The organism is Roseovarius sp. MBR-154, assembly GCF_053628595.1.
In genome coordinates, this window is record NZ_JBRJGR010000023.1 from 35,973 (window position 1) to 54,743 (window position 18,771).

Genomic DNA, 18,771 nt, shown 5'->3' on the forward strand with positions numbered 1-18,771 from the left:
GGATATATGGAGTAGGTCCATGATGTTGATGGAAGAGACCGCGGTGCCCCTGACCGCGCTGCCGCTGGCGGAATTCAAGGCGCATCTGCGGCTGGGGACGGGGTTTTCGGATGGCGATATCCAGGACCCTGTATTGGAGAGTTTCCTGCGGGCCGCGCTGGCGGCGATCGAGGCGCGCACCGGCAAGGTGTTGCTGGAGCGCGAGTTTTCCTGGGTGCTGAGCGGCTGGCGCGATGCGGAAGGGCAGGCGCTGCCGGTCGCACCGATCAGTGAGATCGTTAGCCTCATCTTGCGCAACCGGGATGACGAGGAAGAGGTGATCGCGCCTGCGCTCTACCGGCTGGAGCGCGACGCGCATCGCCCGGTGTTGCGCCCGGCGGGCACGCTCCTGCCGTCGATCGCGCCGGGGGGCGTGGCCGAGATCGTGTTTCGCGCGGGCTATGGCGCGGGCTGGGGCGATCTGCCGTCGGATCTGGCGCAGGCGGTGCTGATGCTGGCGGCGCATTATTACGAGTATCGGCACGAGACCGGGCTGAGCGGCGGCTGCATGCCCTTCGGCGTGTCGAGCCTGATCGAGCGCTATCGCACCGTGCGCCTGCTGGGCGGGGGGGCGCGGTGATGGCGGTGCGGCTCAACCGGCCCCTCGCGCTGGAGGCCGCGGCGCGGAGTCCTGACGGGGCGGGCGGATTCAATGAGACATGGCAGGCGCGCGGCACGCTTTGGGCGGAGGTGCGTGCGCGCACGGGCCGCGAGGCCGAGGGCGAGGGCGTGAGCGTGGCGCGGGCCGGGTTCCGGATCACCGTGCGCGCCGCCCCGCAAGGCAGCCCGCAGCGCCCCAACCCTGGGCAGCGGCTGCGCGATGGCGCGCGGATCTTCACCATCCTGTCGGTAACCGAGCAGGACGCGGAGCGCCGGTTTCTCACGCTCTGGGCCGAAGAGGAGGTGGTGACATGAGTTACGGCGTGTCGGCGGCCTTGCAACAGGCGGTGTTCGAGCGGTTGCGCGGGGATGCAGCATTGGCGGCACTGGTGGGCGATGCGATCTATGACGCGGTGCCCAACGGCGCTGTGCCGCCGCTTTACGTGACCCTCGGCCCCGAGGATGCGCGGGCGCGCGGCGATGGCACTGCGGCGGGCGCGTGGCACCGGCTGACGGTGACGGTGGTCAGCGAGGCGGCCGGGTTTCTGGAGGCAAAACAGGTGGCGGGTGCCGTGAGCGACGCGCTGGAAGGTGCGGAGATGACGCTGGCTCGGGGGCGCGCAGTGGCGGTGCAGTTCTGGCGCGCCCGGGCCCGGCGCGAGACCCGTGGCAGCCGCCGTCGGATTGATCTGACTTTTCGCGCGCGTGTCGATGACGGCGCCTAACCCAAGGATGATGGAGTAAGACCAATGGCAGTGCAGAACGGCAAGGACCTGCTGATCAAGATCGACCTCAACGGCAGCGGCAATTTCCAGACCGTGGCGGGGCTGCGGGCCACGCGGGTGAGTTTCAACGCCGAAAGCGTGGATGTCACAAGCCTCGAATCCGCCGGGGGCTGGCGCGAATTGCTGGCGGGTGCCGGTGTGAAATCGGCGAGCATCAGCGGCTCGGGCATCTTTCGGGATGCGGCGAGCGACGCGCGGGCGCGGCAGATCTTCTTTGATGGCGAGATGCCGGATTTTCAGGTGGTGATCCCCGATTTCGGCACCATCGAGGGGCCGTTTCAGGTGACGGCGATCGAGTATGGCGGCACCCATGACGGCGAGGCGACCTATGAGCTGGGCCTCGCCTCGGCGGGGCGGCTGAGCTTTACGGTGCTGTGAGCATGGCGAACCCCTGGGCAGGCGAGGTGGCGCTGGTGATCGGCGGCGAGCGGCATGTGATGCGGCTGACGCTGGGGGCGCTGGCCGAGTTGGAGGCGGCGCTGGAGCAAGGCTCGCTTGTCGATCTGGTGGCGCGGTTCGAGGAGGGGGCGTTTTCGACGCGTGATGTGCTGTCGCTGATCGTGGCGGGGCTGCGCGGCGGCGGCTGGCGCGGGTCGGCGGCGGATTTGCTGAGGGCCGAGATCAAGGGCGGGCCGCTGGCGGCGGCGCGCGCGGCGGCGGAGTTGCTGGCGCGCGCCTTTGCCCTGCCCGAGGCGGGCGCATGAGCGATCGGTTCGACTGGCCCGCGCTGATGCGCGCCGGGATGCAGGGCCTTGGTCTGCGCCCGGCGGAGTTCTGGGCGCTGACGCCCGCAGAGTTGCGCCTGATGCTGGGCGAGCGCGAGGGCGTGCGCCCGATGGCGCGGGACGGGCTGGAGGCGCTGCTACGCGCCTTTCCCGATGAGCAAGGAGAGATGAGCGATGGATGAGCTGGAGCGCGCCGATGATCTGGAGGCGCAGATCACCGCACTCGACGACGCACTGGGGCAGGCCACCGGCATGGCGGCTGCCTTCAACGCGGAACTGGGCCGGGTGCGGGGCGGATTCGCGAGCGCGGGGCAGGATGTGCAGACGCTCGACCGGGGGCTGAGCCGGGGCCTGCGCTCGGCCCTGCGGGGTGCTGTGGTGGAGGGCGATTGCCTGTCGGACAGCCTGCGCCGGCTGGCGACGATCATGGTCAACACCGCCTTCAACGACGCGACGCGCCCCGTGACGGATCAGTTGGGCGGGCTGATCGCGCAGGGCGTGGGCGGCCTCGTGCAGGGGCTGTTCCCGTTCGCCAAGGGCTCGAGTTTCTCGCAGGGGCGGGTGCAGCCCTTTGCCACTGGCGGGGTGGTGAGCGGGCCGGTGACCTTTCCGATGCGCGGCGGCACCGGGCTGATGGGCGAGGCGGGGCCGGAGGCGATCATGCCGCTGAGCCGTGGCCCGGACGGGCGGTTGGGCGTGCGCGCGCAGGGCGGCGGCACTGTCAGCGTGGTGATGAATATACAGACGCCGGACGTGGACGGGTTTCGCCGCAGCCAGGGGCAGATCGCAGCGCAGTTGGGCCGCGTGATCGGGCGCGGCGGGCGCAATCGCTAGAGGGGAGAGGGACATGGGATTTCACGAGGTCAGGTTTCCGGCGAGCCTGAGCTTCGGCTCGCTCGGCGGGCCGGAGCGGCTGACGGATATCGTCACGCTCGCCAACGGGTTCGAGGAGCGCAACACGCCCTGGGCGCAGGCGCGCAGGCGCTATGACGCGGGGGTGGCGCTGCGCTCGCTCGACGATATCGAGGCGTTGATCGCGTTTTTCGAGGCGCGGCGCGGGCAGTTGTTCGGCTTTCGATGGAAGGACTGGACCGATTTCAAGTCGGGCCGGGCCAAGGCCACGCCGGATTACCTCGATCAGGAAATCGGGGTCGGCGATGATGCCACCGTGGCGTTTCAACTGGTCAAGACCTACCGCTCGGGCGAGCAGGTGGCGGTGCGGCCCATCGTCAAGCCGGTGCAAGGCAGCGTGCGCATGGGGCTGGCCAATGTCGAGATGCGCGAGGGCGTGCATTACGAGGTCGATACCACGACCGGCATCGTCACGTTTTCCGAGCCGCCCAACCGCGATGTGGCGATCACGGCGGGCTATGAGTTCGACGTGCCCGTGCGGTTCGATACCGACCGAATCCAGACCAGCCTTGCCAGTTTTCAGGCCGGTGAGGTGCCCAATGTGCCGGTGGTGGAGATCCGGGTATGAGCGGGCTGTTGGCGCATCTCGGGACCGGGCTGACGACGACCTGCCGCTGTTGGGCGCTGACGCGGCGTGACGGGATGGTGATGGGATTTACCGATCACGACCGGGCGCTGGCGTTCGAGGGGATCGCGTTTCGTCCCGATACCGGGCTGAGCGCGCTGGCCTTGCAGCAGACGACGGGGCTGTCGGTGGACAACACCGAGGCGTTTGGGGCGCTCAGCGACGCGGCCATTCGCGAGGCGGATATCGAGGCGGGGCGCTATGACGGGGCGGAGTTGCGGGCCTGGCTGGTGAACTGGCAGGACGTGGACGCGCGCGCGCTGATCTTTCGCGGCACGATGGGCGAGTTGCGACGCGCGGGAGGGGCGTTCGAGGCGGAATTGCGCGGGTTGACCGATGCGCTCAACGTGCCTTTGGGGCGAGTGTTTCAGAAGAGTTGCAGCGCGGTTCTGGGGGATCGCGACTGCACCTTTGATCTCAATACGCCTGGGTATGTTTCGGAGCGATCTGCCGAGGTCGTCGAGGAGAATCGTGTCTTTCGCTTCGCCGAGATGGGCGGGTTTGAAGACGATTGGTTTCGGCACGGGGTGATCCGGGTGCGGAGCGGGGCGGCCACGGGGCTGATCGGGCTGATCAAAAGGGACCGTATGGAAGGCGCGGGCCGGGTGATCGAGCTGTGGCAGCCTTTTGGGGCGCAGGTGGTGGCGGGCGATGCGCTGCGGATCGAGGCGGGCTGTGACAAGCGGATGCCCACCTGTCAGTTCAAGTTCGACAACCTGCTGAATTTTCAGCGCTTCCCGGATATTCCCGGCGATGACTGGACGATCACCGATCCGACCAAGAGCCCGGCCCTCGATGGCGGGAGCCGCCGCAGATGAGCGGGCAGGGCGCGCGGATTGTCACGGCGGCGCGGGGCTGGATCGGCACGCCCTACCGGCATCAGGCGGCCTGTCGCGGGGCGGGTTGCGATTGCCTGGGGCTGGTGCGCGGGGTCTGGCGTGAGGTCAAGGGTGCCGAGCCCGAGCGCCCGCCCGCCTATTCGATGGACTGGGCCGAGCCTGCACGGCAAGAGGCGCTGTGGCAGGCCGCCGCGCGGAATCTGCGGGCCAAGGCTCTGCTCGATGAGGCGGCGGGCGATGTGATCCTGTTTCGCATGCGCGAGGGCTCCGTCGCCAAGCATCTGGGCATCGTGGCCGAGACCGGCGCGAGTGCCACGTTCATCCATGCCTATTCGGGGCATGGCGTGGTCGAGACCGCGCTGAGCGCGCCCTGGCGGCGGCGCATCGTGGCGCGATTTCAATTTCCCGAGGAGGGCTAAGCCATGGCAACCATTCTGTTATCCGCCGCGGGGGCAGCGATTGGCGGCGCGGTGGGCGGCACGGCGCTTGGCTTGTCGTCGGTGACGATCGGGCGCTTTGCCGGGGCCGTGATCGGCCGGTCGATCGATCAGCGGCTGCTGGGGCAGGGCTCGGAGGTGGTCGAGACCGGGCGCGTCAGCCGGCTGCGCCTGACCGGCGCTGGCGAGGGTGACGCGATCCCGCAGGTTTATGGCCGCATGCGCGTGGGCGGGCAGGTGATCTGGGCCACCGAGTTTCGCGAGAACGTCACCGTGACGCCGGGCAACCGGGGTGGCGGCAAGGGCACCCCGCGTCCCGCCACGCCCGACACGCGACAGATCAGCTATTCGGTAAGCCTTGCGCTCGCGCTCTGCGAGGGGGAGATCTCCCGGGTGGCGCGGGTCTGGGCGGATGGCACGGAAGTGCCGTTTTCCGGGCTGAACATGCGGACCTATCCCGGCTCGCGCGATCAACTGCCCGACCCGCTGATCGAGGCGGTGGAGGGGGCGGGCAACGTGCCCGCCTATCGCGGCACCGCCTATGTGGTGATCGAGGATCTGGATATCAGCCAGTTCGGCAATCGCGTGCCGCAGTTCAGCTTTGAGGTGTGCCGCCCGTCGCAGGCGGGCACACCGGGTGCGGATCTCGACCCGGTGCGCGCGGTGCGGGGTGTGGCGATGCTGCCGGGGAGCGGGGAATATGTGCTTGCGACCAGCCCCGTCACGATGAATTTTGGGTTTGGTTCGTCGGGCGTCGCCAATGTCAACACGCCCTCGGGGCAGCCGGATTTCGTGACCGCCCTTGAAGGGCTGACCGGGGAGTTGCCCGCCTGTGGTGCCACGTCGCTGATCGTGAGCTGGTTCGGCGATGACCTGCGTTGCGGCGACTGTCGCATTCGCCCGCGCGTGGAGCAAAAGCAGTTCGATGCTATGAGCATGCCCTGGGAGGTGTCGGGGTTGCGTCGCGCGCAGGCGGGAGAGGTGCCGAAGGATGGCGAGGGTCGCGAGGTCTATGGCGGCACACCCACCGATCAGGCGGTGATCGAGGCCATTCTCGCGCTGCAACAGGCGGGGCAGGAGGTGCTCTATTATCCGTTCATCCTGATGGAGCAGATGCCGGGCAACGGATTGCCCGATCCGTGGAGCGATGCGGAGGATCAGTCGGTGCTGCCCTGGCGCGGGCGGATTACCACCTCCAAGGCGCCGGGGCAGGACGGCAGCCCGGATCAGATGGCAGCGGCCGAGGCCGAGGTGGCGGCGTTTTTCGGCACCGCGCGGGCGGCGGATTTTACCGTGACGCCGATCGAGGCGCAGCTGGTGGAGCAGGCGGGGACCGGGGTGCTCGACCTGCTGAGCTTTGGTGGTAGGGTGAAGCGCAGCCCGGTGGCCTATCACGGACCCGAGGAATGGTCCTACCGGCGGTTCATTCTGCATCAGGCGGCGCTATGTGCTGCCGTGGGCGGGGTCGAGAGTTTTTGCATTGGCTCGGAGATGCGCAGCCTGACGCAGATCCGGGGTGCGCAGAACAGCTTTCCAGCGGTGGCGCAGTTGGTCGATCTTGCCGCCGAGGTGCGCAGCCTGTTGGGGCCGGAGGTGAAGATCAGCTATGCCGCCGATTGGTCGGAATATTTCGGCTATCAACCGGAGGATGGCGACCGCTTCTTTCACCTTGATCCGCTGTGGTCGGACGAGAATATCGACTTCATCGGGATCGACAATTACATGCCGCTGAGCGACTGGCGCGCGGGGTATGAGCACCGCGACGCGCAGGACTGGTCGTCGATTTATGACCTTGAGTATCTGCAATCGAATATCGAGGGTGGCGAGGGCTATGACTGGTTCTATCCCAGCCCCGAGGCGCGGGCGGCGCAGCGCCGGGTGCCGATCACCGACGCGGCCTATGATGAGCCGTGGATCTGGCGGTTCAAGGATTTGCGGGGCTGGTGGGAGAACCGGCATTTCGACCGTGTGGGCGGCCTGCGCAGCCCGGAGCCGACCGCATGGGTGCCGCAATCCAAGCCGTTCCGCTTTACCGAATATGGTTGCGCGGCGGTGGACAAGGGCACGAACGAGCCCAACAAGTTTCTCGATCCGAAATCGTCGGAGTCGAGCCTGCCGCGTCATTCCACCGGACAGCGGGATGAGTTGATTCAACTGCAATATCTGCGGGCGATGGCGGGCTATTGGGCAGACCCGGTGCATAATCCGGTATCGGAGGAGTTTGACGGGCGGATGATCGACACGGATCACGCCTATGTCTGGGCCTGGGACGCGCGGCCCTATCCCTATTTTCCGGCCAATACCCAGCTGTGGTCGGATGGCGGGAACTATGCGCGGGGGCATTGGATTTCGGGCCGGGTGAGCGGGCGCAGGCTGGCCGATGTGATTGCGGAAATCACCGGGCGCGCGGGGCTGGTTGCGCCCGAGACCGGGGCTGCCCCCGGCTTTGTGCGCGGTTATCTGGTCGATCAGGTGAGCGAGGCGCGCTCGGCGTTGCAACCGCTGATGCTGGCGCATGGGGTGGATGCGATCGAGCGCGGCGGCGTGCTGCAGTTTCGCCGCCGCGACGGGCAGGCGGATTACGTGGTCGATCTGGAGCGCGTGGTGCGCGACCCGGAACTGGGCGGCGTGATCGAGGAGACGCGGGGCAGCGACCTGGAGCTTGCGGGCCGAGTGCGGTTACGGTTTCTGGAGGCGGATGGCGATTTCGAGGCAATCTCGGAAGAGGCGATACTTCCGGATGAGGCGACCCATGCGGTAGCCATGTCGGAAATGCCCCTGGCGCTGACGCGGGCCGAGGGGCGGCAGGTGGTCGAGCGCTGGCTGTCGGAGGCGCGGGTGTCGGTGGACACGCTGCGCCTGACGCTGCCGCCATCGCAACTGGCCACCGGGGCGGGGGATGTGATCGAACTGCCCGAGGCCGAGGGCGGCGCGCGGTTTCGCATCGATCGGGTGGAGCAGATGGGCAATGCGCAGCGCGTCGATGCGGTGCGGATCGAGCCCGAGAGTTTTCGCCCCATCCTGATCGGGGATGCTCCGGCCCGCTTGCGCCCGTTCAGTGCGCCGGGGCCGGTGACGCCGCTGTTCCTCGATCTGCCGTTGCTCACGGGCGAGGAGGTGCCGCATGCGCCGCATGTCGCGGTGACCGCCGATCCCTGGCCCGGCACGGCGGCGCTCTATGCTTCGGACGAGGATGCCGATTACCGGCTGAACACGCTGATCGCGGCGCGCAGCACGGTAGGGCTGACCGAAACGCCGCTTTTCCCGGCCTGTGCTGGGCTGGTGGACCGGGGCGAGGGGCTGTTCGTGCGGATGCGTCATGGCACGCTGGCGAGTGTGAGCGACACCGCACTGCTGAACGGGGCCAATCTGTGTGCCATCGGCGACGGCACGCCCGACGCATGGGAGCTGTTCCAGTTCCGCGATGCCGAACTGGTCGCGCCTGAGACCTATATCCTTCGGCACCGGTTGCGCGGGCAGTTGGGGACCGAAGGGGCCGGGGCGTGGCCGGTGGGCTCGATCCTCGTGCGGATGGATGGCGTGCCGCAGCAGATCGGGTTGACCGAGGCGCAGCGCGGGCAGGCGCGGCATTACCGGATCGGGCCGGGCGCGCGCCCAGTGGATGATCCGAGTTTCGGCCATGCGGTGATCGCCTTTGACGGATTAGGCCTGCGGCCCTATGCGCCGGTGCATCTGCGGCTGGTCGAGACCGAAGGGGATTTGCGGGTGACGTGGATCCGGCGCACGCGCATTGGTGGCGACCGATGGGACACACCCGAGGTGCCGCTTGGTGAGGAGAGCGAGCGCTATCTGCTGCGTATGCGGCGCGGGGTGCAGGTGCTGCGCGAGGTGGTGTTGGACGGCCCAGCATGGACCTACACCGCCGCGAACCGGGGCGCGGACGGGCCTGACATGGGCAAGCGGATCGAGGTGGCGCAGATCTCTGCCAGCTTCGGACCCGGGCGGTTTGTGGGCTTTGATCTGTAACTAGACATGCCGAATAAGAGGCAGGTTTGGCCGTTCGGTGTCGTCGCCGCATCCCGGGCGAAACGCGCGGCAAGGGCCGCGCGATCGTCATGCCAGAGTCACGCCTCCGGCAAGACGCCCTCCGGCGGCCCGGTGATACGAGGCGGGCGCAACGTGTTAGGGTCAGAATGGCTTGGCTGAGCCATACCGTCTGCCACAACCGTAGATCGCCACGCCCCGGCCCTGCAATCACGCGGCACCTTCTGCCTGTCACCAACGACCGCTCAAGCTCCTTGCCCTCCAAAAGCCTCATGCTCTCCCACCGGGGTGCAATCAGTCGGTGACTTGATTGCTCCCGCTGGCTATAGTGCAACCATCAACGCCGCAAGAAGCGTGTCGAGGCACATGGTCCACCTGCATTCCCTGTCAGAGCGCTGGTCGCGCGCGATGAACCGTCTGACGGCGCGCCGTGCGGCGTTGCGCCGTCCCGCCACCGCCTTTATCTCTCAGCCTGAACCGCGCAGCATCGGCTATCTTGCGCGCGGACGCCAGCTGTGCGCCGGGAATTTCGTCTTTGCGGGTCATCTTGTGCAGGCTCCAGGCGTGTCGATCTGGGATATCGAAGCTCCGGATGCCGCCTTCGCCGCCGAACTGCACGGCTTTGCCTGGCTCGACGATCTGGCCGCCGCGGGGGACACGGCGGCGCGCGAACGGGCGCAGGCCTGGCTCTGGGAGTGGATCGCGCGCTATGGCAAGGGCGCAGGGCCGGGATGGACACCGGATCTGACAGGCCGGCGGTTGATCCGGTGGATGTCGCACGCGCTTTTTCTTTTGCGCGGTCAGCCCTCGGAGGCGTCGGCACCGTTCTATCGCTCACTGGCGCAGCAGACCGGGTTTCTGGCGCGGCGCTGGCAGGCGTCGGCACCGGGGTTGCCCCGGTTCGAGGCGCTGACCGGGCTGATTTACGGGGGCGTGTCGCTGGAGGGGATGCAGGAGTTGACAGAGCCTGCGCGCGCCGCGCTGTCGCGGGAATGCGAACGGCAGATCGACGCGGCGGGCGGTATCCCGACGCGTAACCCCGAGGAGTTGCTGGAGGTGTTCACGTTGCTCACGTGGGCCGCTCTGGGGCTGAGCGATTCGGGGCAGTCGGCGGCGGATGCGCATTGGCGCGCGGTAGAGCGGATTGCCCCAACGCTGCGCACCCTGCGCCATGCCGATGGCGCGCTGGCGCGGTTCCATGGTGGGGGCAGGGGCCTCGACGGGCGGCTCGACAACGCACTGGCCGCAAGCGGCGTCAAGACGCGCAAACCCGATGGGCTGGCGATGGGATTTGCCCGGCTGAGCGCCGGGCGCACCAGCGTGATCGTGGATGCGGCCCCGCCGCCCAAGGGCTCGGCCTCGGCCGGCGCGCATGCCTCGACACTGGCCTTCGAACTGACCTCCGGTCGGCGTCCGGTGATTGTCAATTGCGGCTCTGGCACGAGCTTCGGGTCCGAGTGGCGGCGCGCGGGGCGGGCCACGCCGTCGCATTCGGCCCTTGTGCTTGCCTCGGGATCGAGCGCGCGACTGAGCAATGACGCGCGGCATCTCGACTGGCTGAGCGAGGCGCCGCGCCATGTGCCGGTGCACCTGACGAAGCTGCCTGACGGGCTGCGCTTCGAGGGGGCGCATGACGGCTATGTGCGCGGCCATGGCCTGACCCACGTGCGCAATCTTGACCTCTCGGCGGATGGCCGGGGACTGGTGGGCGAGGACATGCTGCTGGCGCTGGAGGAGGCGGACAAGCGCCGCTTCGACCGCGCGCTCGACGCTACGCGGTTGCACGGTGTACCCTATGATATCCGGTTTCACCTGCATCCGGAGGTCGATGCCTCGGTCGACATGGGGGGGGCGGCGGTGTCGATCGCGCTGCGCAGTGGCGAGATCTGGATCTTCCGGGCCGATGGCGGGGCCGCTTTGTCCTTGCAACCGAGCGTCTATCTTGAAAAAACGCGGCTCAAACCGCGTGCGACCAAACAGATCGTTCTCTCGGGGCGTGCGTTGGGGTATGCGACCCGCATGAGATGGTCCCTGGCCAAGGCAAAGGATACTCCGATCGGCATCCGCGATGTCGCCGAGGATGCGCTCGAATTCGAGGCTGAGGACTGAAACCGTAATGCGCCCAAGGCAGGACAGACACCCGATGACCGATCTCGCGCCCGTGACCCGCGCCCTTCTATCCGTATCCGACAAGACCGGCCTCGTTGAGCTGGGCCAGGCCCTCGCCGCGCGGGGGGTTGAATTGCTCTCGACCGGGGGCACCGCGCGCAGCCTGCGCGAGGCGGGCCTCACCGTGCGCGACGTCGCCGAGGTGACCGGGTTTCCAGAGATGATGGACGGGCGCGTCAAGACTCTGCACCCGATGGTGCATGGCGGGTTGCTGGCGCTGCGCGATAATGCTGATCATCTGGCGGCGATGGAGGCGCATGGCATCGGCCCGATCGATCTGCTGGTGGTGAATCTCTATCCGTTCGAGGAGACCGTGGCGAAGGGTGCCGACTACGAGACCTGCGTCGAGAATATCGATATCGGGGGCCCGGCGATGATCCGGGCGGCGGCGAAGAACCATGCACATGTGACCGTCGTGGTGGATGTCGAGGATTACGACAAGGTACTGGGTGATATGGATCAGCACGGCGGTGGCATATGCCCGAAATTCCGCCGCAAGCTGGCGCAGCGTGCCTATGCGCGCACGGCGGCCTATGACGCGGCGGTCAGCACCTGGCTTGCCGATGCCATTGGCGAGCCGGCGCCGCGCCGCCGGGCGGTGGCGGGCACCCTCGCGCAGACCCTGCGCTATGGCGAGAACCCGCATCAGGCGGCGGCCTTTTACGTCGATGGCTCGAACCGGCCCGGTGTCGCCACAGCGCGGCAGGTGCAGGGCAAGGACCTGAGCTACAACAACATTAACGACACCGACGCGGCGTTTGAACTGGTCAGCGAATTCGCGCCCGGCGACGGCCCGGCCTGCGCGATCATCAAGCACGCCAACCCCTGCGGCGTGGCGCGTGGCGCGACGCTGCTAGAGGCCTATAAATCCGCCTTCGATTGCGATCGGACCAGCGCCTTTGGTGGGATCATCGCGCTCAATCAGCCGCTTGATGGGACCACGGCGGAAGAGATCGCGCGGATCTTCACCGAAGTGGTGATCGCACCCGGGGCTGATGACGAGGCCGTGAGTATTTTCGCCAAGAAGAAGAACCTGCGGCTTCTCTTGACCGAGGGTCTTGCCGATCCGGCAGAGGCGGGGCGGATGATCAAACAGGTGGCCGGCGGCTATCTGGTGCAGGACAAGGATACCGGACGAATCGGTACGGATGACCTGCGGGTCGTGACCAAACGCGCACCTACGGATCGTGAGATGGCGGATATGCTGTTCGCGTGGAAAGTGGCGAAACACGTGAAATCCAACGCAATCGTCTACGTCAAGGACGGGGCAACGGTGGGTGTGGGGGCGGGCCAGATGAGCCGCGTCGACAGCTGCCGGATTGCCGTGCGCAAATCGCAGGACATGGCCGAGGCGCTCGGTCTTTCGGCACCGCTCACGCAGGGCAGCGTCGTAGCCTCCGACGCGTTCTTTCCCTTCGCCGACGGGCTATTGACGGCGGCCGAGGCGGGGGCGACGGCGGTCATTCAGCCCGGCGGCTCGATGCGCGACGACGAGGTGATCGCGGCGGCGGATGAGGCAGGGCTTGCGATGGTGCTGACCGGCATGCGCCATTTCCGGCATTGAGCGGTCGGATGCGGGCTCTCTACTGGACGGCGTTTTGGGTGTTTCTGCTCGATCAGGCGTCGAAGTATATCGTGGTGCATGCGATGGATCTGCGCATGCTGGGCAGGATCGACGTATGGCCGCCTTTCCTCAATTTGCGGATGGCGTGGAATTACGGGATCAATTTCGGCCTGATGGCCGGAGACAACCCGATCACCCGGTGGATGCTGATCGCCGTGGCCCTGCTGATCTGCGGCGCGGTGCTGTGGTGGGTGCATCACGAACCCGCGAGCCGTTCGCAGAAAATTGCTGCCGGGATTCTAGTGGGCGGTGCGCTCGGCAATGTGATCGACCGGCTGATCTATGGCGCGGTGGCGGATTTTCTCAACATGTCGTGCTGCGGGATCGACAACCCTTATGCGTTCAACGTGGCCGATATCGCGGTCTTTCTTGGGGCCTTCGCGCTGGTTCTGCTGCCCGCTAGCAAAAAGCCCTCGTGACCTTGCCTCTGGAATGCGATAAAGAGCCGGAAAGCTGCAAGGGAGTGGCGATGAAGATGTCGCGCAAGACCGTTCTGATCCTTCTGGCCGCCACCATCGTGGCGGGCTGTGCCGACCGCGACGGCGACGTGACGCTGACCCGTTTGCGCAATACCGGCAATGGGCCGGACGAATTCTCGATGATCCCGAGCAAGCCACTGGAGACGCCCGAGGATATCTCGGCGTTGCCGGTCCCGACTCCGGGTGCGCCCAACCGCACCGATCAGAACCCGCTGGCGGATGGCGTGATCGCACTTGGCGGCAATCCGGCAGCGGTGGCCGCGCAGTCCCCGGCGGCAAGCAACGGCGCCCTCGTCAACCATGCCAATCGCTATGGCGGCAGGCAGGGTATCCGCCAGACCCTGGCCGAAGAGGATCGCGACGTGCGCCGCGCCTATGGCCGGGTCAATGTGCTGCGGATTCTGCCCGGTGACGATTACACGCAGGCCTATAGCGGCGACTGGCTCGATCCCTATGCCGAAGAGCTGCGCCTGCGCCGTCGCGGTATCGTGACACCAGCAAGCCCGCCGCCCCCCGAAGAGTGACGGTTGAAACCCGGCGGGCAAGGCGTATCTTTGTACTGACATCGTCCTGATCGACCGGAGTTTCCGCAATGCGACACCTAACCGGCTGGCTGATTGCCGCGCTAACCTTGTTTCTTCCCGTGACCGCCGGAGCGCAGACTGCCGGGCAGGTCTCCTCCTTCACGCTCGACAATGGCATGCAGGTGGTGGTGATCGAGGATCACCGCGCCCCGGTGGTCACGCAGATGGTGTGGTATCGCGCCGGCTCGGCGGACGAGCGTCCGGGCGTTTCGGGTGTCGCCCATTTCCTCGAACATCTGCTCTTCAAGGGCACTGAGACGATGGAGCCGGGCGAATTTTCCGCCACCGTCGCGCGCAATGGCGGCTCTGATAATGCCTTTACCAGCTATGATTACACCGCCTATTTCCAGCGCATCGCCGCAGACCGGCTTGAACTCGTGATGAAGATGGAGGCGGATCGCATGGTCAACCTGCAACTCGACGAGGGCGACATCGCGACCGAGCGGGACGTGATCATCGAAGAGCGCAACCAGCGGGTCGAGAACAGCCCCGGCGCGCTCTTTCGCGAGCAGAAGAACGCGACGCAATATCTCAACCATCGTTACGGTGTGCCGATCATTGGCTGGCGGCATGAGATGGAGGCGCTCGATCTCGACGCGGCGCTGGAATTCTACGAGACGTATTATGCGCCGAACAACGCCATTCTCGTGGTGGCGGGGGACGTGACACCGAACAAGGTGCGCAGCCTCGCCGAAACCTATTACGGCGTCATTCCCGCCAATCCAGACCTGCCCGAGCGCACCCGCCCGCAGGAGCCGCCGCAACTGGCAGAGCGGCGTCTTACGATGCGCGACGCGCGTGTCTCGCAGCCCTATGTCACCCGTTCCTATCTCGCTCCCGAGCGCGACAGCGGCGCGCAGCAGGAGGCCGCCGCGCTGACGCTTCTGGCCGAATTGCTGGGCGGCGGGCAGACCTCGTTCCTGAGCGAGCGGCTGCAATTCGACGAGCAGGTCGCGGTGCAGGTGGGGGCGTGGTATACCGCCACCTCGCTTGATGACACGACCTTCGATCTGGCCATCGTTCCCGCGCCCGGCGTGACCCTGCAACAGGCCGAGGACAAGCTCGACGAGGCGCTTCTGGCGTTTCTCGAGACCGCCCCCGACGCTAAGGCTCTGGAGCGCATCAAGATGCAGGTGCGGGCCGAGGAGATCTATGACCGTGACGATGCCGCCGGGTTGGCTCGGCGTTATGGCGGCGCGCTGACGCAGGGCCTCACGGTCGAGGATGTGCAGGCCTGGCCCGGCATTCTGCAAGACACAACGTCAGAGCAAATCATGCAGGCCGCACGCCGGGTACTGGACCGAAGCCAATCGGTTACCGGCTGGCTGACGGCCCCGGAGGTGACCCAATGATCCGTATTCTGCTGAGCCTGTTTCTGGTGATCGCGGCGCTGCCCGCGCGCGCCGAGGTAGACATCAATGAGGTCACCACGCCGGGTGGTCTGAGCGCTTGGCTGGTCGAGGATCACACGATCCCCTTCGTGGCACTGGAACTGCGGTTTCGCGGTGGCGCGTCGCTCGATCTCGAGGACAAGCGCGGGGCGACCAACCTGATGGTCGGGCTGCTCGAAGAAGGGGCCGGCGACCTGGAGGCCCGGGCGTTCGCCCGGGCGCGCGATGCTCTGGCAGCCAAGTTCAGCTACGACGTCAGCGACGATGCCGTTTCGGTCTCGGCGCGGTTTCTGAGCGAAAACCGCGAGGCGGCTCTCGATCTGCTGCGCGCGAGCCTTGTGGAGCCGAGCTTTGCGCCTGACGCGTTGGAGCGGGTGCGCCAGCAGGTGCTTTCGGGGCTGCGCTCGGCGCAGACCGATCCCCGCGCGCTTATGAGCAAGGAGATGGACCGGCTGGTCTTTGGGGATCATCCATATGGCAGTCAGTTCGATGGTACCATCGAGAGCGTCGAGGCGCTGACCCGTGAGGATATCGTGGCCGCCCATGCGCGCGCGCTGACCCGCGAGCACGTGTATATCAGTGCCGTGGGTGACATCACAGAAGCGGAACTGGTCACGCTGCTCGACGATCTGCTGGGCGATCTGCCACAAGACGGCGCGCCGCTTCCCGAGGCTGCGGATCTGAACCTGCCCGGCGGTGTCGAGGTGGTGCCGTTCGAGACGCCGCAATCGGTCGCAGCCTTCGCGCAAGAGGGCGTGGACCGCGAGGACCCGGATTTCTTTGCCGCCTTCGTGCTCAATCACATTTTGGGCGGGGGCGGATTCGAAAGCCGCTTGATGACCGAGGTGCGCGAGAAGCGGGGATTGACCTATGGGGTCTATTCCTACCTTTCGGACAAGGATGCGGCCCAGCTCTGGATGGGGTCGGTCGCGTCGGCCAATGACCGTGTGGCCGAGGCGATTTCGGTCATTCGCGACGAATGGGAGCGCATCCGCGAAGAGGGCGTTACGCCCGAGGAACTGCAGGACGCCAAGACCTATCTCACGGGGGCCTTTCCGCTGCGCTTCGAGGGCAACGGGCCAATCGCCTCGATTGCCGTTGGCATGCAGATGGACGGCTTGCCGCCCGACTATATCGCAAATCGTAACGATATGGTGAATGCGGTCACGCTGGAGCAGATCAATCGGGTTGCGCGCGAACGGCTCGATCCCGAGGCGCTGACCTTTGTGGTGGTGGGACAGCCCGAGGGGCTGGACGGTCAGGTGAACTGAGGTCGTCGGGCCGTCTCACGGGGTGATCATCTGCACCCCGTCAAGGCGCTGGATCTCGTAGATATCCTCGTCGTAAACCTCGGTCAAGCGGTTGACCACATCCTCGGTCCAGCCGGGCACATCGAGTTCTTCCTCGATTGCCGCCTCGTCGGCGAACTTGTCGAGGAAGGCCGCGATCACGCGCCGCTTCTGCACCTCGGTCATGCCGGGATGGCTGTCGATATAGACCTGAAAGCGGTGCAGGCCCGGTTTGGTCATGATCTCGGACAGCAGCGTGAATTCGCCCGTGATCGGCACGGTGGCGTCAATCCCGGCCATCTCGCGCACGATCTGCGACCAGATTAGCGGGGTGTCCTCGTTGCACCAGACGGTGATCGGCAGGTCGGGATGGGCGTGGCGGATGCGGGCGATCAGCTCGGACCAGCGCATCTCGGCAGGATCGTTATCATTGAGCAGCCGCGCGACAGAGGAGTAGGGCGTGCCGCGCAGCAGCGCCGGCAGAAACATCGCCGGATTGCGCAGACCGAAGAAAAGCTCCAGCCGGTCATCGGCGAAAATCTGGCGAAACAGGCTCAGCCGCATATCCGCCGCCGGATAGAGGATCGGGCCGGCCACCGCCATTTTCGGCGTGCCAAAGAACCCGTGATTGGACAGGACGAGACGGTCCGTCGCATCCTCGGTGTTGATCGCATCGATCACGATCTCGCGGGCATCCTCGGCCAGCTTGTCCTCCCGGGCGTGATGCAGGATGTCGCGAAGCAGCTTGCGATAGCTGCCTGTGGGCGGCACGTTGGTGCCGAACCGCGTGAGCGTGTCGCGGTTCTCGGCCAGGCATGTGATCAGCCTGTCCTCGTCGGTCATATGTGCGCCAGCGTGAAGAACGACCTGCATCGAATGTCCTGCATCCAGTTGGGTTTGGTCGCCAATATAGGGGGTTTTGGTCCGAGCGAAACCGCATTCCCGCCACAGCCGGAGAAAACCGAAATTAGCCGCGGCCCCGGTCCGCCGAGGTGCGGTGGCGTGCCATGTCACTGCTTTCGCGCTCTTCTGCGGAATGAGGACAGGGCGACGCCCAAGGCGACGATTTTCAAATCGAAATCTGCGAACGGACGAACGTGCGGAACACCGATGCGCTTTGTTTGGCTATGCTGCTGTTCATCACAGCGCCTCCATAAAAAACGCGGCCAGGCTGGGCTTGCCGCGTCGGGCGATGAGCGCCGTCAGTTCCCGTGCAACGCGGCGGCCCGAGATCGAGGTATCGGCCACGGCGGCGAGGCATTCCTTCGTCACGTCGTCGATCACGTTGAAGATCCGGAACCGCCTGCCTTGGGCGAACTGGTCATGGACGAAGTCGACCGACCATCGCGCATTGGGCACCGCCACCGTCAGCAGTGGCGCCCGCGTCCCGGTCGCTTTCTTACGGCCCCGTCGCTTGCGCACGGTAAGGCCCTCCTCGCGATAGAGCCGCTGGGTCTTCTTGCGGTTCACGGCATGTCCCTCCCGCCTGAGCAACACATGCAGCCGCCGGTAGCCGAACCGGCGGCGCTCGGACGCCAGCGCCAGCAGGCGCTCGCGCAGATCATGATCATTGGGTCGTCGGCTGCGGTAGCGGATCGAGGTCCGGTCAGCGCCGATCACGGAACACGCCCGCCGCTCGCTCATCTCGTGGTGCTCCACGAGGATTGCGACGGCTTCGCGCCTGGCGGCGGGCGTTACCACTTTCGCGACAGGAGGTCCTTCAGCGCAGCCTGATCGAGTAGCGACTCCGCCAGCAGCCGCTTCAGACGACCATTCTCCTCCTCCAGCGCTTTCAGCCGCCTCGCGTCCGACACGTCCATCCCGCCGAACTTGGCCTTCCAGGCGTAGAACGTCGCGCTGCTGATCCCATGCCGACGGCACAGCTCCGCCGTCTTCGCACCGGCTTCCTGCTCCCGCAGAATACCGATGATCTGCTCTTCGGTGAACTTCGATCTCTTCATGGTCCGGTCCTCTCATTGGGCCGGACTCCAGTACCAGATGGAGGAGCTATCGGGGGTCAGAGCAGAGCTCGGAGACGAGCGTTTGCGGGCGTCAGCTCAATCCAACTGAATGAACTAAAGTCAGCACTCTTCAGGTCACAGGACGGCACGACGGAGTATAAGGAGGTACCTAATGAGCCAAACTAATGTTGTTCCGTGGCAGCCTGTAGAAATGAGCTGCCCCCCGAAATTCGGACACTGACATAAGCTACGATTTGCAGTCTGCTGATCTTCGACGAGAAGGAGATCAGAGATGTCGAAACGCAAA

The 18,771-nt window shown here is 66.2% G+C and carries 18 protein-coding genes and 1 pseudogene; 17 read left to right on the forward strand and 2 right to left on the reverse strand.

The genetic code is table 11. The features are described 5' to 3' along the window. Nucleotides 1-19: 19 nt before the first annotated feature. The 17 genes from ACSSV4_RS19405 (at nucleotide 20) to ACSSV4_RS19485 (ending at nucleotide 16,485) form a co-directional block, all read left to right on the forward strand. Nucleotides 20-619 carry a head-tail connector protein gene (locus ACSSV4_RS19405; protein WP_454276752.1) on the forward strand — a complete coding sequence of 200 codons (600 nt, stop codon included), beginning with the start codon at nucleotides 20-22 and terminating at the stop codon, nucleotides 617-619. Further along, nucleotides 619-954: a head-tail adaptor protein gene (locus ACSSV4_RS19410; RefSeq protein ID WP_454276753.1), complete on the forward strand. Its 336-nt coding sequence runs from the start codon at nucleotides 619-621 to the stop codon at nucleotides 952-954. The genes ACSSV4_RS19405 and ACSSV4_RS19410 overlap by 1 nt, the downstream gene beginning before the upstream one ends. Continuing rightward, nucleotides 951-1,364: a DUF3168 domain-containing protein gene (locus tag ACSSV4_RS19415; RefSeq protein WP_454276754.1), complete on the forward strand. Its 414-nt coding sequence runs from the start codon at nucleotides 951-953 to the stop codon at nucleotides 1,362-1,364. Before ACSSV4_RS19410 ends, ACSSV4_RS19415 begins: the two co-directional genes overlap by 4 nt. Before the next feature lie 24 nt (nucleotides 1,365-1,388). Then, nucleotides 1,389-1,802: a phage major tail protein, TP901-1 family gene (locus ACSSV4_RS19420; RefSeq protein WP_454276755.1), complete on the forward strand. Its 414-nt coding sequence runs from the start codon at nucleotides 1,389-1,391 to the stop codon at nucleotides 1,800-1,802. Nucleotides 1,803-1,804: 2 nt separating this feature from the next. Then, nucleotides 1,805-2,128 carry a gene transfer agent family protein gene (locus ACSSV4_RS19425; protein WP_454276756.1) on the forward strand — a complete coding sequence of 108 codons (324 nt, stop codon included), beginning with the start codon at nucleotides 1,805-1,807 and terminating at the stop codon, nucleotides 2,126-2,128. Next, complete coding sequence (locus ACSSV4_RS19430) at nucleotides 2,125-2,331, forward strand: rcc01693 family protein (protein WP_454276757.1); 207 nt, start codon at nucleotides 2,125-2,127, stop codon at nucleotides 2,329-2,331. Before ACSSV4_RS19425 ends, ACSSV4_RS19430 begins: the two co-directional genes overlap by 4 nt. Next, nucleotides 2,324-2,983 carry a phage tail tape measure protein gene (locus ACSSV4_RS19435; RefSeq protein WP_454276758.1) on the forward strand — a complete coding sequence of 220 codons (660 nt, stop codon included), beginning with the start codon at nucleotides 2,324-2,326 and terminating at the stop codon, nucleotides 2,981-2,983. Before ACSSV4_RS19430 ends, ACSSV4_RS19435 begins: the two co-directional genes overlap by 8 nt. Nucleotides 2,984-2,996: 13 nt before the next feature. Further along, nucleotides 2,997-3,629: a phage distal tail protein, Rcc01695 family gene (locus ACSSV4_RS19440; protein ID WP_454276759.1), complete on the forward strand. Its 633-nt coding sequence runs from the start codon at nucleotides 2,997-2,999 to the stop codon at nucleotides 3,627-3,629. Next, on the forward strand, nucleotides 3,626-4,504 hold the full coding sequence (locus ACSSV4_RS19445) for a DUF2163 domain-containing protein (RefSeq protein ID WP_454276760.1): 879 nt from the start codon (nucleotides 3,626-3,628) through the stop codon (nucleotides 4,502-4,504). Before ACSSV4_RS19440 ends, ACSSV4_RS19445 begins: the two co-directional genes overlap by 4 nt. Further along, nucleotides 4,501-4,944 carry an NlpC/P60 family protein gene (locus ACSSV4_RS19450; RefSeq protein ID WP_454276761.1) on the forward strand — a complete coding sequence of 148 codons (444 nt, stop codon included), beginning with the start codon at nucleotides 4,501-4,503 and terminating at the stop codon, nucleotides 4,942-4,944. Before ACSSV4_RS19445 ends, ACSSV4_RS19450 begins: the two co-directional genes overlap by 4 nt. 3 nt (nucleotides 4,945-4,947) lie before the next feature. Next, entirely contained in the window at nucleotides 4,948-8,949 is a 4,002-nt protein-coding gene (locus ACSSV4_RS19455; protein ID WP_454276762.1) for a baseplate multidomain protein megatron, read from the forward strand. A gap of 384 nt (nucleotides 8,950-9,333) precedes the next feature. Next, the gene (locus ACSSV4_RS19460) at nucleotides 9,334-11,076 is read left to right on the forward strand and encodes a heparinase II/III family protein (RefSeq protein WP_454276763.1); all 1,743 of its coding nucleotides are present in this window, start codon (nucleotides 9,334-9,336) and stop codon (nucleotides 11,074-11,076) included. Nucleotides 11,077-11,110: 34 nt separating this feature from the next. Next, on the forward strand, nucleotides 11,111-12,700 hold the full coding sequence (purH, locus tag ACSSV4_RS19465; protein ID WP_454276764.1) for a bifunctional phosphoribosylaminoimidazolecarboxamide formyltransferase/IMP cyclohydrolase: 1,590 nt from the start codon (nucleotides 11,111-11,113) through the stop codon (nucleotides 12,698-12,700). An 8-nt stretch (nucleotides 12,701-12,708) separates the two neighbouring features. Next, nucleotides 12,709-13,179, forward strand: a complete 471-nt coding sequence (lspA, locus tag ACSSV4_RS19470) for a signal peptidase II (RefSeq protein ID WP_454276765.1) — start codon at nucleotides 12,709-12,711, stop codon at nucleotides 13,177-13,179. Between the two features lie 56 nt (nucleotides 13,180-13,235). After that, on the forward strand, nucleotides 13,236-13,763 hold the full coding sequence (locus tag ACSSV4_RS19475) for a DUF3035 domain-containing protein (protein ID WP_454276766.1): 528 nt from the start codon (nucleotides 13,236-13,238) through the stop codon (nucleotides 13,761-13,763). 68 nt (nucleotides 13,764-13,831) lie between these two features. Further along, nucleotides 13,832-15,175 carry a M16 family metallopeptidase gene (locus tag ACSSV4_RS19480; protein ID WP_454276767.1) on the forward strand — a complete coding sequence of 448 codons (1,344 nt, stop codon included), beginning with the start codon at nucleotides 13,832-13,834 and terminating at the stop codon, nucleotides 15,173-15,175. Further along, nucleotides 15,172-16,485 carry a M16 family metallopeptidase gene (locus ACSSV4_RS19485; RefSeq protein WP_454276768.1) on the forward strand — a complete coding sequence of 438 codons (1,314 nt, stop codon included), beginning with the start codon at nucleotides 15,172-15,174 and terminating at the stop codon, nucleotides 16,483-16,485. The genes ACSSV4_RS19480 and ACSSV4_RS19485 overlap by 4 nt, the downstream gene beginning before the upstream one ends. Before the next feature lie 15 nt (nucleotides 16,486-16,500). On the opposite strand, the gene ACSSV4_RS19490 is transcribed toward ACSSV4_RS19485, so the two are convergent. Together ACSSV4_RS19490 and ACSSV4_RS19495 are read right to left on the reverse strand one after the other, a co-directional pair. Then, entirely contained in the window at nucleotides 16,501-17,346 is an 846-nt protein-coding gene (locus ACSSV4_RS19490; RefSeq protein ID WP_454276769.1) for a hypothetical protein, read from the reverse strand. A gap of 324 nt (nucleotides 17,347-17,670) precedes the next feature. Continuing rightward, nucleotides 17,671-18,464, reverse strand: a pseudogene (locus ACSSV4_RS19495) (IS3 family transposase); the annotation flags it as partial. Between the last annotated feature and the right edge of the window lie 307 nt (nucleotides 18,465-18,771).

Coding starts and splice junctions, on each gene's coding strand:
- ACSSV4_RS19455 (WP_454276762.1), top strand. CDS start 4,948: ATGGCAACCATTCTGTTATCCGCCGCGGGGGCAGCGATTGGCGGCGCG.
- ACSSV4_RS19490 (WP_454276769.1), bottom strand. CDS start 17,346: ATGACCGACGAGGACAGGCTGATCACATGCCTGGCCGAGAACCGCGAC.
- ACSSV4_RS19410 (WP_454276753.1), top strand. CDS start 619: ATGGCGGTGCGGCTCAACCGGCCCCTCGCGCTGGAGGCCGCGGCGCGG.
- purH (WP_454276764.1), top strand. CDS start 11,111: ATGACCGATCTCGCGCCCGTGACCCGCGCCCTTCTATCCGTATCCGAC.
- ACSSV4_RS19485 (WP_454276768.1), top strand. CDS start 15,172: ATGATCCGTATTCTGCTGAGCCTGTTTCTGGTGATCGCGGCGCTGCCC.
- ACSSV4_RS19435 (WP_454276758.1), top strand. CDS start 2,324: ATGGATGAGCTGGAGCGCGCCGATGATCTGGAGGCGCAGATCACCGCA.
- ACSSV4_RS19425 (WP_454276756.1), top strand. CDS start 1,805: ATGGCGAACCCCTGGGCAGGCGAGGTGGCGCTGGTGATCGGCGGCGAG.
- ACSSV4_RS19460 (WP_454276763.1), top strand. CDS start 9,334: ATGGTCCACCTGCATTCCCTGTCAGAGCGCTGGTCGCGCGCGATGAAC.
- ACSSV4_RS19445 (WP_454276760.1), top strand. CDS start 3,626: ATGAGCGGGCTGTTGGCGCATCTCGGGACCGGGCTGACGACGACCTGC.
- ACSSV4_RS19405 (WP_454276752.1), top strand. CDS start 20: ATGATGTTGATGGAAGAGACCGCGGTGCCCCTGACCGCGCTGCCGCTG.
- ACSSV4_RS19420 (WP_454276755.1), top strand. CDS start 1,389: ATGGCAGTGCAGAACGGCAAGGACCTGCTGATCAAGATCGACCTCAAC.
- ACSSV4_RS19450 (WP_454276761.1), top strand. CDS start 4,501: ATGAGCGGGCAGGGCGCGCGGATTGTCACGGCGGCGCGGGGCTGGATC.
- ACSSV4_RS19475 (WP_454276766.1), top strand. CDS start 13,236: ATGTCGCGCAAGACCGTTCTGATCCTTCTGGCCGCCACCATCGTGGCG.
- ACSSV4_RS19480 (WP_454276767.1), top strand. CDS start 13,832: ATGCGACACCTAACCGGCTGGCTGATTGCCGCGCTAACCTTGTTTCTT.
- ACSSV4_RS19440 (WP_454276759.1), top strand. CDS start 2,997: ATGGGATTTCACGAGGTCAGGTTTCCGGCGAGCCTGAGCTTCGGCTCG.
- ACSSV4_RS19415 (WP_454276754.1), top strand. CDS start 951: ATGAGTTACGGCGTGTCGGCGGCCTTGCAACAGGCGGTGTTCGAGCGG.
- ACSSV4_RS19430 (WP_454276757.1), top strand. CDS start 2,125: ATGAGCGATCGGTTCGACTGGCCCGCGCTGATGCGCGCCGGGATGCAG.
- lspA (WP_454276765.1), top strand. CDS start 12,709: ATGCGGGCTCTCTACTGGACGGCGTTTTGGGTGTTTCTGCTCGATCAG.